This window comes from Granulicella sibirica (genome assembly GCF_004115155.1).
Taxonomy (GTDB): Bacteria; Acidobacteriota; Terriglobia; order Terriglobales; family Acidobacteriaceae; genus Edaphobacter; species Edaphobacter sibiricus.
On the sequence record NZ_RDSM01000006.1, the window covers coordinates 45198 to 58087 of the forward strand.

Here is a 12890-nt window from a genome sequence, read left to right on the forward strand (position 1 = left end):
GTCCAACTTCATGGATCTGCTAACTAAACACCAAGGAGCATTACCATGCGTTTCTGCGCCAATGCGCTCGGTCTTTCGACCGTCTTAAGCTTTCTCCTTGCTGCTTCGTTGAAAGCAGAACCTATTCCAGTTCGGTACGGACAAGGGTCGAGTCATGGCTTTCTCGCGCTCAAAACTCTCGACGGCGTGACAATCGCGACAGGCGAGTCAACTCAGATCGTCAGCAGGGGCAAGGTAACATCTCGGTTGATATTCCGCTTCAAAGATGGGTCCGTGGATGAAGACGTAACGGTCTTCACGCAGGATAAGGTCTTTCACTTGTTGACCGACCATCACATTCAGCACGGTCCTTCATTTCCTAAGCCGATCGACTTTCTCATTGACGTGACAAGCGGCAACCTTACATTCAAGGCTGAAGACGGAAGTGTTTCGACGGAGCATATGGATCTGCCTCCGGACGTGTCGAATGGGCTTCCGCCGAATTTGCTTTTGAACATCTCTCCTTCCACACCTGAGACCAAAGTCTCCTACGTTGTGCCTGGCAAGAAGCCACGCCTCATCCATATTGCAATCAAGCCAACGGGAACTCTCTCATTTCGAGTCGGTGCTTTTCGGAGGAAAGCGACAGACTTTACCCTCCATGTCGAGCTGGGCGGGGTGACGGGATCGTTGCGCCCATTATCGGCAAGCAGCCTTCTGACTACCATATCTGGCTCCAGGCTGGAGATCCCCCCGCATTCGTTCGAGAGGAAGGACCTCTGTACGAAGAGGGACCTATCTGGAGGATGGAGCAGATCAGCCCGTCCTTCAGGTGACTGCGAACAGGGAAGGCCGACGAGTTCTTGAGCATCTCCCAACCGCTGTCGAGCAGATGTCAACCGATCGGCCTAGTGGACCTGGTAGAAAGTTCTGGACCGCTCGTGGAAGGGTATCGTATGAATCCTGATCTGACAACGTATCTACACGACCATCTTGCCGGTGCCAACGCAGCGTTGGAGGTCATCGGCCTGCTCCAAAAGCATTCGGGCGAGCCTATGCTAGTTAGCTTTCTCAACTCTCTGTCAAGTGAGGTTCAAGAAGACAAGCAGACACTTGAAGCATTCTTGTTGACCTTGGCTCAGGGCCCCAGCACCATCAAAGACTCCGCCGCCTGGGTGAGCTCTCGACTTGTTGGGTTCAAGGTTAGAGAAGGGAAGAGGGCTTTTGGTGCTTTTGAAGCGCTCGAATTTCTTGCGCTAGGAGTACAGGGCAAACTTCACCTCTGGAAAGCGCTTGAACGTAGCGCCGCCTGCGGCAACGTTCGGGACAAGCCTAATTTCCGATTGCTCATCGAGAGGGCTGAGGCACAGCACCGCAATATTGAAGACCTCCGCCTGGCCCTGGCGACCATCGCTCTGTAACGATATCTGCCGGGGCTAAGATGCCTTCAAGTGTGGAGGCTACGGACGTCGCTCGGACAAGGGGGCTGGTATCCCACTATCGAACTGTGTGTAGTTGTCCAAAATGGTCGTTGATGACGTGGTAACACTCGCAAGCCTTGGCTTCCAATCCGATCACGTCGAGAATGTGAATCACTCCCCGGGTGACTGAAATGAGATCGAAGATTAGACTCTCATGCCAGCTTCCGAGTCTTGCCTCTGGATCTCCTTCAAGAGGTCGCTCGGGTGAACCGGCTTAGTAAGCAGATGGAAGTCATGCCCTTGTTCCCGAGCAGTTTGGAGCAGATCCGCTGTTGCTGCCTGGCCTGAGAAGAGAAGGATCTGACAAAGTGGCCACATCGTCTTCATTTGAACGGCCAACTCGACACCCGATAATTGCGGCATCATGACGTCGGAGATGAGCAAATCAGGAGCATCGGACCGGGCCGCATACAGCGCCTCTAAAGGATTAAAGAAGCACTGCGCTGAAAACCCGCTTTTTTCGAGGATTGTGGCGAGGGTTTCCGCGATGACTCGTTCATCATCGACCACAAAGATTCGCTTAAGTGTCTGATCTGCCATGGATCTCCTTTCGTTGTGTTTCCTCTGTGTTGAAGACACAGGGCTTACAAACGAATGAACGGTCCACAATTATTTTTTCATGTGCGGGCAACTCAAAGCTTGTCGAGCCAATCTTACTGATTTCACCCTACAGCTTAATCTTTCAGTCCAGTGTTCTCGAGAGAACATACAGAGCTTATTTGCGGCATCAGATCTCGGCTTACGAGAGAACAGGATCGGGTCGCAGCGGGGAGCAGCCGGTTCCAGCGTCGTATTCTGCAAAATCGGCTAGATGATTCCGAACTACGCTATAGCACTCACAAGCCTGGGCTTCCAGCCCCTCAATATCCAGGAGGTGGATGCTGCCCCGTGAATACTCAATCAGCCCTTGGGCTTTGAAGACCCCCGCCGCCACCGTGACCGAAGTTCTCCTGGCACCAAGCATATCGGCGATACATTCATGCGAGAACGGAAGATTCCGGCCACCATTTCGGTCCGCACAGAGAAGAAGCCACCGCGCTAGACGCTGCTCAAGCGAATGGCGGGCGTTGCACCCGGCCGTCTGCGCTGACTGGATGAATTGTGCCTGCAAGTATCGTAAGGTGAGGTCTTGAAACATCTCGCACCGTCTGAATTCGACGGCCGCCACCGCCGCCCGTACAGAGTATCCATGTCCCGGTACCTGCATAAAAACGCGGTTTAGGCTGAGTTTGGTGCCCATCAGGACCGACGCGCCCAAAACGGCCTCCGCGCCTGCCAAGGCCACCTCTACTTGACCGCCATCGCTGAAGGTTGTGGTCATCGAAGCCATTCCCTCTTCCAGAAAGAAGAGATTATCGATGCGGCTGCCAGGATTTTCAATCTCGCGGTTGAGAGGGAGGTCGACGGGACGAAGTTCGAGCCTTTCAATGAGCTGAGCATCGAACTTACTTAAGAGAACATTCTTAAAGGGCAGATGCGCCATGGAACCCCGCGTTCTGCGGAACATGAATGCTCCGCGCCGAGCACCAAAGACGGCGTGAAATGAGAGCATTCCGTTTGTCTGGCTTGATCTGGTTCAATGATACTCTCTTATGTCTGCTAAGTGGCAGACGAGCAATATACGGTTTCGATGTTGGTGCATCGAATTCGATCGGCAGGCGAACGGGTTGCGGTTGCATGAGAGGCCCGGAATGCGGGAATGTGTAGTGAGATGATTCGCCAAGAGACTGCCAACCTGAACGGCGGAAAGCGAGCCGAACTTTCAACCCGCCGCATTCACGGCTCCAGTGAGATGGCGGATGCGATTCGGCGTCATGCCTGGGAAGGGACCGCTCTTGGAGCGATCCAAGACTGGTCTGCCGAGCTGGTTGTCGCGGTCAACCTGATGCTGGGATCAAAGCTGATTTCTTGCCTAATCTGGGGGCCGGAACGCGTTCTGCTTTACAACGACCTCTACAAGCATCTTCTCGGGACAAAGCCCGCCAGCATGGGCGAGCCGTTCCTTGATGTCTGGGATGAAATCAGAGACCAAGCTGCAGGTATTATCGGCGAGCCCTGGAAGACAGGCGAAGCAAACATCTTCGAAAGGGTTCCGTTCCGCATTCTGCTCAATGGAGAGTTGGTCGAGCGTATCTGCACTCTTTCCAACAATCCTGTTTGGGGCGACACTCCCGAAGGTCCGAGGATTCTGGGCCTCTATCAGTCAATCATCGACTATACGGACGCAGAGTTGGTAGAGAGGAAGTTGCGCGAGAGTGAAGCGCAGCTTTCCGCTATTTACGACAGCGGCGCGGTGGCCGCAGCCCTTATCGACGCCAAGACTTTTCGCTATCTCCGAGTCAACTCAAAGCTGGCGGAGATGCTGAACCAATCTATCGAGACCGTGACCGGCACAAGCGTCTTCGACCTGGCTGCGGACGTTAAAGCCTTGCGGAATCAATTGGAATCGGTGGCGCGAGGGGAGGCCCTGATAGGCGTAAGTGCAGAAGGCGAGCTGGCAAACAGCCCAGGAGTGCATAGACACTGGCATAGCAATTATGTGCCGGTTCGCTCTGAAGATGGTGAGGTAACAGGCATCGCAGCAGCGAGCATTGAGACGACGCAGCAGAAAAAGGCAGAGGCCGCCCTCATTCAAAACGAAAAGCTGGCTGCCGTTGGAAGATTGGCGGCATCCATCGCTCACGAGATCAACAACCCTCTCGAATCGGTGACGAACCTGCTCTACCTCGCGAAGACGACAGAGGAAAAATCTGAGATAGCCGAGTATCTGGACACAGCGGAAATAGAGCTGCGCAGAGCATCAGCAATTACCAGCCAAACCCTGCGGTTCTACAAGCAATCGACAAATCCTGTGGCAATGACGGGAGAAGCGCTTTTTAAGAGCGTCCTCTCCGTCTATCAAGGGCGTCTCATGAACTCTAACGTAGCGGTTCAAGAACGCATGAGAGCCCAAAAGACTGTCGAGGTCTTTGACGGTGAGATCCGTCAAGTGTTGAACAATCTAGTTGGCAATGCGATCGATGCGCTACTCCCCAACGGTGGCCGTCTTCTCCTGAGAAGTCGTGAAGGCACAGACTGGAGCAGTGGCGACAAAGGCGTTATCTTCACCGTCGCAGATACGGGCTCCGGTATGCCAAGCCACGTTCTGGAAAAGGTATTCGAACCGTTCTACACGACCAAGGGCTTAGGTGGAACTGGTCTTGGACTTTGGTTGAGCAAAGAGATCATGGACCGCCATCGAGGACGGATACGAGTCCGCAGCTCTCAAACGCCCGGTTCAAGCGGAACGGTGTTTGCAGTGTTCTTACCTTTTGAAGCAGCGACAAGATAGCCCAGGCACATCAGTACACATTAGACAATTCCGACTAAGATGTTCCCATGTGTGGACGCTACGGACGCCGTTCCGACAAGCAACATATCGCTGAGCACTACCGGCTACGCGATCTTGGGGAAGTACCGCTATAGGCAGCGCCGGACTGGAACATCACCCCTGATTCCATGCAGCCTGTTATCCGGCTCAGCAGAGATTCCGGCGAGCGTGAACTGGCGTTCCTGAAATGGCGGCTGGTTCCTTTCTGGTCTAAGACCCCTAAGCCGACCTTTGAGAGTATCAATGCCAGGGCGGACAAGCTAGTGACCAGCGGCTCATGGCGAGAACCGTTCCAACGGCGCAGATGCCTCATCCCCGGCGAGTTCTTCTATGAATGGGAGCCAGCCAATCGACAAGAAAACTAAGCAGCCCTATGCAGTAGCTCTCACCGATGACCGGCTGTTCTCCTTCGGCGGGATCTGGGACCGGTGGAAGGATCACACAACCGGCCAGGTCATCGAGAGCTTTGCCATGATTACCTGCGAGCCAAATGACACGATGAAAGCGTTCCATGACCGTACTCCGCTCATTGTCGAGCCGAAGGACTACGATCGGTGGCTCGCCGATGTGGAGCCTTCCCACTTGCCTATGGATCTTGTGCGGACCTATCCAGCTGAAGGGATGAAAGCCTGGAAGATCGCCAAGCTGAATGGAAACGGTCCTCACCTACTGAATCCGCTTCCTGAGTTACCTACTGGGCCATTAACCCTCTTTTAGGTTCAAGCACATGCGCCGTTTAGCTGCCCACGAGAATCGGCTCAGAGAGATTCGCCGTCTACTCCGGTTTTTTAGGATGAATTCGACGGAACTCGTCAGGATGCTTATCTCCGGCGATGTGGCGCACGCGCTGAGCGACAACAGCCGCATTTGGACGATTCTGTAGACCGTTCCATGCAGCTTCATTCTGATTGTCGCCCGTTCCTATAGTCCTGCCATTATGCGTGGCTTTGAAAGTGCCGTCCGGCTTCTTCACAACAATGGTGTCGTCCATGGCTTACCTCTCAATGATGATGCTTTAGGAGCCGACTAATCGACTAATCGCAAGAAAAACTGCCTTCCGAACCAATCCGCAATTCACTGTACATAAAAGGCGTTATCGGACATAAGTCCTTTATTGTGTTACAGATAAAGCTAATCCTGATTGACGTCAAGATCAAGAGAAAAAGGCCACAAGGGTCTCACTCCTTCGGCTTGCTGCTCTCCAACATGATCGTCCGCAGTTCGGCGATCTGTTGCTCCGCGTGTTCGGCGTAGAAGCGAACTTTATCGGCGTGCTCGCAATCATGCAAAATTAGCCAACTAAGATTGGCAAGAGCTTCTACCGGTGGGGTCAGCCGATGAAGCAAGTCCGCAACCTGAGAGTTGTTTGAGCCTTCCATAAACCCTTAGACCCCGCGTAAATTGCAGTCTTCCTCGTGCGCTTGCGAAGGCTAAACGATTCGATGCAATATTGTGGCGCGTGCGCTGCCGATCGCGCCCTAAGAGGTCACGAGGCTTCGCACGGAATCGATGAACGCATTAGGACCGGAAAGAGGGTTCACGGTCGGATAGGGCGTCTCGGTAATCGGTGTGGTCGGCCCAGAGATCAATAGAAGCTGCCCGATGTTGGATTTTTCGCTGCGGGAAAGCGCGATAGCGCTTGAAAGCTGATCAGGACTGAGGGTGTGGCAAAGAATGAGCAACTCCACAGTGCGGGTCGTGCTCAGGCTCTCAATCTCATTTAGGTTCGTGGCCGTGTCTACCTCAAAGCCAGCGGTTTGCAGTACCCACGCTCGCGTATTAAGGAGAGTCCTGTCTTGGCCGTATACGATTATTTGTGGGTTTTGGACCATGGGTGGATGCGTTACAGTCCCGGTTATAGCAGAGAATATCCGATAGTCATGTGATCGTCTGTCGGCCAAATGACTCAATTCAAAATCAGGTTTCTCTGACGACCTTCTGCGGGTCTTTGTCGTCCCGTAGGGCGACAAATTTAGTGTGACGGAGATGATCGGCCCCGGTCCACTCAAGAAAGTCGAATCGCCCTACCGCCTCGGGCCGCAGCCACACGCACTCCTTCATTTTTGCCGCCGTAAGCCCTTGCCCCCAGCGGCCCGCTCCTGTCTCTGGAAGATTCACAAAGGGGCACCGCTCAATCTTCAAGTCTTTAATTTGAGCGAATACCTCGCGGCGAGTGGCCGGGACGAAGCCTGCACGAACCCTCGCTGCATAGATGAGTTCCTTACCCCGGTAGAAGCCGATGATGAGCGCATCAAATCCCTGCGTTCCCTTCGTGTAGCCGCCGATGACGAATTCTTGGCCGAGGTTGATGCGGTGCTTTGCCCATAGCCCTGTACGCTTGCCGGGTTGGTAGACGCCGTCTGTACGCTTTGCAACTAGGCCCTCTAGCCCATGCTCGCGCACAAATGTGAGCATCGCTTTCGAATCATTCTGAACCACCGAGAGGCCGATATGGTCATTGACTGTCAAGATCTTCTCAAGGATTGCTCGACGCTCCGCCAAGGGAAGATGTGTGAGGTCTTTGCCCTTTGAGATCAGGATGTCGAACGCATAGTAGTGAATCCGACATTCTGCCGATCGAAAGTTTTGGAGCAGGTTAAAATCGGTACGACCTTCATCGTCAAGGGCTACCAATTCCCCATCGATGACCGTATTTGCTGGAAGCCATTTCAACGCTTGAGCGATGTAGGAGAACTTTTGATTGAGAACGTTGCCGCGTCGTGAAAAGAGTGTTGTCTCGGAGCCATCCTTGACCACTTCCAGCCGAAAGCCGTCTAGCTTGATCTCATAGGTCCACTCGGGACCCTCGGGGAGCGATGGCACTGCAAGACATTCCATCGATTCGATGAAGCCGATATGGCTGGGGGCTTGTCTCTTCACCGCTGCACTCATGAGAACTCCGGGTCTTCCTTTAAAGAGCCACTTCGATCCTGGATGTCGAGTGAGTAGTGATGTCCGAGCTTCATGCTCGCGGCGCTAAGAATGGTTCGGATTCTTGCCGTCCTTGATCTGGTGGAATAGCATGCGCGATTGTGCAGGGTCTATTCCGATGACGATGATGTTCGGCGATGCTGTCGTGTAGGCGATCGCCATGACGCTGCGAGCTTTGCGTACAGGATCGTGGACACTCGTGTCAAAACCACATACACGGTAGAGAGATTCTGCGGGCTGAAGGTGCAGCAGGTCCCTCACAGCGACAAGTGTCACTACACAGACGTCTACCGCAATATACCAGGGAATACGCCAGAGCTGGATGAGGTCACGAGGTCGAAAGGTGAGCTCCTCGTTGCTGGAGCGACATACAAAAGTAATGAAGACTACAGTGGCCAGACTCGCGACCGCTCCGATAATCAGTTCATGCAGGTTGGAGCTGCCGACGAAGACGATCCATAACGTGGGAGCAAGGATCAAAGAAAGGGTAAAGAGGGTAGGATGCCGCAGACTACGTCGAATTGACTTAGGCCACGCCATGTTGCTGTGAGGCTCGACAGCCACCGAAGGATGCCTGCAGCGTGCGACGACTTGGTTAGCCCGCGCCCGTCATCCCTCGCCATTACCTCTCCTAGAACAGGCGAACGCAGGCGAACGGCCTAGGTCTAGCATCCAAAGAACCTATGGGAGAGGCATCTCAGACAGGCACGGTCCGCATTGGCATATCGGGATGGCGATATGCCAGATGGCGCGGGCAGTTCTACCCGAAGGGGCTGGCACAGCGGCGTGAACTGGACTTTGCTGCGAAGACATTCTCATCCGTGGAAATCAATGGAACGTTCTATTCGCTGCAGCGGCCGAGTTCTTTTCAGCAATGGGCAAGTGAGACACCGTCTGACTTTGTCTTCGCAGTGAAGGGCGGACGCTTCATCACGCACATGAAGAAGCTGGTCGCCGTGGAGACGGCGCTGGCGAACTTCTTTGCGTCAGGCGTCTTAGCCCTCGGGACGAAACTTGGACCCTTCGTGTGGCAGCTCCCGCCGATGATGAAGTTCAACGAGGGCGCTTACGACGCAGCACGCTATGAGAGCTTCTTCAGGCTGCTTCCGCGCACTGTCCGTTCCGCGGTGAGGCTAGCGAAACGATGCGACGAGCGGATGCTCACACGGGCTTTTCTCAAACCTACGCTGAAGAGGGGTGAAGATCCGCAGTTGCGGCATGCAATTGAGATCCGGCATGATTCGTTTGTTCAGCCTGCCTTTATCGAGCTGTTGAAGAAGCATAACATCGGGCTGGTAGTGGCTGACACGGTGGAGTGGCCTCTCTTGATGGATGTGACCTCAGATTTTGCATACCTGAGACTGCATGGATCCGAGCGTCTCTATCTCAGTGGGTATGAGGCGGATGCGATCGAGGTTTGGGCGCAACGTGTGGTGTCTTTTGCCACCGGGAATGCGGCGGAGGGGCGGTACGCAGCAACGCCAGTTCAAGACGGTCAGGCCCGCGATGTATACGTCTACTTCGATAACGACGCAGAGGGGAGGGCACCAGTGGATGCCCAAGCCCTGATGCGAAGGGTAAAGGACTTGATGAGGGGCCAGTCAGCCATTGTGCCCAAGGCGGTGTAGCCTCCTGCCGCCCGGGGATACACTCATGCTGTCATCTAGTCGCGACGCCTTTCCACCTTCGAATAGCTGCCGCTCAAGTCACAGAAACTTTGTTCTTTCCAATAATCAATAAAGAAAGAGACCACTCCAGTCCTGCCTTTATCTGGCAGTCCTTAGAAACCGGTTCTTTCCAATGAGATCAAGCTCGCTACGTTGAAGGGCAGTTCGGTGGGTCTTTCCTCAGCTGGCTGATCTCCCTCGAGGTCTCCCGAGTCCCAGACGATGGGACGCACCCAAGAGCCGCTTGCATTGGCAATGAGGATGGGAAATGCGGCAAAGTATCGTCGCTTGCCATCGAGAAGGTCGTCCGGAATGTGGATGTCTTCGAGCAAAAGCTTTTGCTGCCCGAGCAGTTCGAGGTGCGCGTCGGATTCAGCGTGCTCGTCTGGGTAGCCGCCCGTTGAGAGTACGTCAATTCCAAATCCCTTAATGCCGCGCGCGACCAGGTAGCGGGCACCGTCGCCGGACATGTAAGGCCAATCAGTGAGAAATTCCTTTGTGTTAGCGCGGCGGTCACCCCACCCGGTTTTCAAGAGGAGGAAGATCCCTTTGGAAATCAGGGCTTCGTGCTGACGCAGGTCGTTGGCGTTGATCGGGTGGCACGCATCGAGTGGACGAAGGTCAAGAGCAACGCAAGGACCGTAGAAGTGGGAAAGAGGAAGTTCGCTGATGGTGGGCAGTTCCGGCTTGTAGTGAAAGGGTGCGTCGATATGCGAGCCAGAGTGCGTCATGATCTCAAGCCGCTCCACCGTCGCGCCTTGGACCACGGCACGCTGCTGGTAAAGAATCGAATTCGGCGGTTGACCCGGAAATTGGGGACCATTGTTATAGAGGGGCTGGGCGAGATCGTAAATCATAGGGTGCTCCTAGTTTGAATGTGAGCTAGTGGTCTGAGTGTAAAAATGGATGCGCATGGGAGGACAAGCTGTGGGCTTAGTCCGCAGCCGCTTCGGGATTACTGGTGATTCTCTATCTATTCTTTGCCTTGACGCGTGAGGCCCTTTTGACATCTAAAGGCGGATTGAGCGGCACCAGCCGACTTGTTTCTATGCAGCACACCTTTCGCCGATCTCTGTCTAAAGGATGTTCAGATGCCCAGATACAACCACACGCAATCCACGGGGCTGAAAGCCGTCTGTCTCAGCGCCCTGTTAGTCTTGTCCTCCAGCTTCGCAACCGCCCAGAAGGTCAGCACCGACTACGATCACCAGGCCAATTTCGGCAATTACCACACTTTCTCGATCTATAAATTGCAGGCCTCAAGCAGCCTGTTTGAGCAGCATTTGCGAGACGATCTCACCCGGACCCTCACCTCCAAGGGCCTCCAATTAGTTCCCGAAGGGGGAGATTTAGCGGTGACGGCCATTGGATCCCGCAAGAACCAGCAGGAGTACAACAGTTTCTATGAGGGTCTAGGGGGCGGTGGATTTGGCTGGAGGGGACGCGGCTTTGGCGGATTTGGGGGCGGATTCGGAGATGAGGGTGTTACCAACACGCAGGTTATCAACATTCCTGTCGGAACTTTGGTCGTTGACATGTACGACGGTCCGAAGCATCAACTGGTCTTTAGGGGAATGGCGAGTGACACACTGTCTGGTAACGAGGAGAAAAACAGTAAGAAGTTGGCCAAGTCAGTCGACAAGATCATTGCGAAAGTCCCAACAAACGCTGCGCGTTGAGAGACGCAGAGGGTGCATCGTGGTGGTGCACCCTTGCTCTTTGGCTGACAGAAACATTGCCTTGAGGTGCTGTACCAAGCAGGCCTCATCCTATTTGCGGCTGCTACATTCGCGTGTCCGGTTTAGAGTCAATGACTGCAAAGGCATATGAAATCTTGGAAAGGTCATCCGGTCAGTCTAGCAACGTTTTATCTACATGCTGAGACATCTGCGCTGCACGGATAAGCCCCGGGAGAACGAGGGAAGTCGAACGTCTCAGGTTCGCCCCAGCCATCGCTTCGAGTTGCGTAAGTGCATCGGTATGCTCCTTCGGATTACGCGCACAGGAGCAATCTGGCGGGACGTAGATATCGAATCCTCGCATGTTCGCGTCGTGTGCCGTAACGGTAATGCAGCTGTTCGATGTTAGTCCCGTCAGAATCAGCGTCTCTACTTGGAGGTGCTGTAGAAGCACTTCCAGTGGAGTCATGTAGAACGCCGAGTGCATGGGTTTCAGTACAAAGTAGTCTTCACTGTCGGGCAGCAAAGGTCGCACAATTCTGCCCCCTTCGCTTCAAGACAACGGCCCATCAGCACCTGCTTTTCGCTGCGCCAATCACCGAAGTTGTCGTTCACATTTAAGACCGGGACGCCTCCCTTACGAGCCCGTACTTTCAACTTGACAAGGGACTCTCGAATGGACAGCGCGCTCTTCAAAATAGCGTCACCATCCGGAAAGTTAAAGGTGGTCAGTACGTCAATGAGCAACAGCGCAACAGGTACTGGGGATGAGCTCATCTGCGCATGCTTCCGAGATTTCATGATTCTCCCGTAACAAGAGCCTTGTACTAGAAGGGCGTCTTTCCGCCTGTCGCACCATAGATCTCACCTGTGATGTAGCTTGCATCATCGGAGGCAAGGAATACAAACACTGCAGCCTGCTCCACTGGCATGGCAGGCCGTTCGAAGGCTGTCTTGCTGCCAAAGGTTTTAACCTCCTCCTCAGGCATCGTTGCGGGGATCAGGGGTGTCCAAACGGGACCGGGCGCAACGCCGTTTACGCGAACACCTTGCTTGATGGCCAGCTTCGCGAAACTCTTCGTCAGGCTCACAAGACTGGACTTTGTAGCGGCATAGGCGACGAGCGACTCATCGGGCTGATAGGACTCGATGGAACACGTGTTGAGAATGACTCCACCTGGCTGCATTTTAGGGAGTGCAGCTTGAGTCAGGAAGAACGTTGCATATACGTTGGTACGAAAGGTTCTGTCGAACTCCTCTTCTTCTATGTCTTCGAGGAATTCATGGGTTCTTTGGAAGGCTGCGTTGTTGACCAGGATATCCAACCGTCCAAATTCTTCAACGGTTGCGTCAACGAGTTCCTCGCAAAACTGCTTCTGTTGGATATCACCCGGATGCGCAACCGCCCTTCGGCCGGCAGCTTCCACTAGCCTCACCGTCTCATCCGCGTCTTCCTGTTCCTCTGGGAGATAGGTGAAGAGAATATCTGCGCCCTCCTTCGCAAAGCAAAGTGCGACGGCACGGCCAATCCCGCTGTCTGCCCCCGTGATCAGCGCGGCTCGGCCCCGCAGTTTGCCGTGACCGACATAGGTGTTTTCGCCGTATTCAGCTTTGGGGTCAAGTTGCTCCGAGCTTCCGACACCAGACTGCTTACCTTGTGGGAATGGGGGTTTCGCAAAACGCTCCCTCGGATCGTGTAATTCCTTTGTGCCTTGCTGTGTTGTGTCTGCCATTTCCACCCTCCAAGTCTCACATGTCACTCAGCCGACACAACTTGCCTAAT

The 12890-nt window shown here is 54.2% G+C and carries 15 protein-coding genes; 6 read left to right on the top strand and 9 right to left on the bottom strand.

Annotated features, from left to right (window positions below; translation table 11 throughout):
- Positions 1-935 precede the first annotated feature (935 nt).
- Entirely contained in the window at positions 936-1400 is a 465-nt protein-coding gene (locus GRAN_RS23560) for a hypothetical protein (RefSeq protein WP_128915527.1), read from the top strand.
- Positions 1401-1604: 204 nt separating this feature from the next.
- On the opposite strand, the gene GRAN_RS23570 is transcribed toward GRAN_RS23560, so the two are convergent.
- Both GRAN_RS23570 and GRAN_RS23575 read right to left on the bottom strand, forming a co-directional pair.
- A complete protein-coding gene (locus GRAN_RS23570) occupies positions 1605-2000 on the bottom strand; it encodes a response regulator (protein ID WP_128915528.1) in 396 nt (131 codons plus the stop codon).
- A gap of 199 nt (positions 2001-2199) precedes the next feature.
- Positions 2200-2943 (bottom strand): Crp/Fnr family transcriptional regulator, encoded by a 744-nt coding sequence (locus tag GRAN_RS23575; RefSeq protein ID WP_128915529.1) that lies wholly within the window; start codon positions 2941-2943, stop codon positions 2200-2202.
- A gap of 228 nt (positions 2944-3171) precedes the next feature.
- Here GRAN_RS23575 and GRAN_RS23580 point away from each other — a divergent pair, with 228 nt between their 5' ends.
- The 3 genes from GRAN_RS23580 to GRAN_RS23590 all read left to right on the top strand — a co-directional run bounded on the left by GRAN_RS23580 (position 3172) and on the right by GRAN_RS23590 (position 5547).
- Positions 3172-4791, top strand: coding sequence for a PAS domain-containing sensor histidine kinase (locus GRAN_RS23580; protein WP_161571141.1), 1620 nt, complete (start codon positions 3172-3174; stop codon positions 4789-4791).
- A gap of 167 nt (positions 4792-4958) precedes the next feature.
- Positions 4959-5195 carry an SOS response-associated peptidase family protein gene (locus GRAN_RS27185; RefSeq protein WP_128915531.1) on the top strand — a complete coding sequence of 79 codons (237 nt, stop codon included), beginning with the start codon at positions 4959-4961 and terminating at the stop codon, positions 5193-5195.
- The gene (locus GRAN_RS23590; RefSeq protein ID WP_128915532.1) at positions 5161-5547 is read left to right on the top strand and encodes an SOS response-associated peptidase; all 387 of its coding nucleotides are present in this window, start codon (positions 5161-5163) and stop codon (positions 5545-5547) included. The genes GRAN_RS27185 and GRAN_RS23590 overlap by 35 nt, the downstream gene beginning before the upstream one ends.
- A gap of 58 nt (positions 5548-5605) precedes the next feature.
- On the opposite strand, the gene GRAN_RS23595 is transcribed toward GRAN_RS23590, so the two are convergent.
- The 3 genes from GRAN_RS23595 to GRAN_RS23605 all read right to left on the bottom strand — a co-directional run bounded on the left by GRAN_RS23595 (position 5606) and on the right by GRAN_RS23605 (position 8301).
- A complete protein-coding gene (locus GRAN_RS23595) occupies positions 5606-5821 on the bottom strand; it encodes a hypothetical protein (RefSeq protein ID WP_128915533.1) in 216 nt (71 codons plus the stop codon).
- Between the two features lie 926 nt (positions 5822-6747).
- Positions 6748-7722: a non-homologous end-joining DNA ligase gene (gene ligD / locus GRAN_RS23600; RefSeq protein ID WP_128915534.1), complete on the bottom strand. Its 975-nt coding sequence runs from the start codon at positions 7720-7722 to the stop codon at positions 6748-6750.
- A gap of 84 nt (positions 7723-7806) precedes the next feature.
- Positions 7807-8301, bottom strand: a complete 495-nt coding sequence (locus GRAN_RS23605; protein ID WP_128915535.1) for a hypothetical protein — start codon at positions 8299-8301, stop codon at positions 7807-7809.
- Between the two features lie 143 nt (positions 8302-8444).
- On the opposite strand from GRAN_RS23605, the gene GRAN_RS23610 reads away from it, so the two are divergent.
- Complete coding sequence (locus GRAN_RS23610) at positions 8445-9389, top strand: DUF72 domain-containing protein (protein WP_128915536.1); 945 nt, start codon at positions 8445-8447, stop codon at positions 9387-9389.
- Positions 9390-9541: 152 nt separating this feature from the next.
- On the opposite strand, the gene GRAN_RS23615 is transcribed toward GRAN_RS23610, so the two are convergent.
- A complete protein-coding gene (locus tag GRAN_RS23615; RefSeq protein WP_128915537.1) occupies positions 9542-10285 on the bottom strand; it encodes a cyclase family protein in 744 nt (247 codons plus the stop codon).
- Positions 10286-10519: 234 nt separating this feature from the next.
- On the opposite strand from GRAN_RS23615, the gene GRAN_RS23620 reads away from it, so the two are divergent.
- Positions 10520-11107: a DUF4136 domain-containing protein gene (locus GRAN_RS23620; RefSeq protein WP_128915538.1), complete on the top strand. Its 588-nt coding sequence runs from the start codon at positions 10520-10522 to the stop codon at positions 11105-11107.
- A 172-nt stretch (positions 11108-11279) separates the two neighbouring features.
- On the opposite strand, the gene GRAN_RS27190 is transcribed toward GRAN_RS23620, so the two are convergent.
- The 3 genes from GRAN_RS27190 to GRAN_RS23635 are packed head-to-tail and all read right to left on the bottom strand — an operon-like array spanning position 11280 to position 12840.
- Positions 11280-11642, bottom strand: a complete 363-nt coding sequence (locus tag GRAN_RS27190) for a cysteine hydrolase family protein (RefSeq protein WP_421800877.1) — start codon at positions 11640-11642, stop codon at positions 11280-11282.
- Positions 11600-11908 carry a cysteine hydrolase family protein gene (locus GRAN_RS23630; RefSeq protein WP_128915539.1) on the bottom strand — a complete coding sequence of 103 codons (309 nt, stop codon included), beginning with the start codon at positions 11906-11908 and terminating at the stop codon, positions 11600-11602. The genes GRAN_RS27190 and GRAN_RS23630 overlap by 43 nt, the downstream gene beginning before the upstream one ends.
- Positions 11909-11934: 26 nt before the next feature.
- A complete protein-coding gene (locus tag GRAN_RS23635; RefSeq protein ID WP_128915540.1) occupies positions 11935-12840 on the bottom strand; it encodes an SDR family oxidoreductase in 906 nt (301 codons plus the stop codon).
- Positions 12841-12890: the final 50 nt, after the last annotated feature.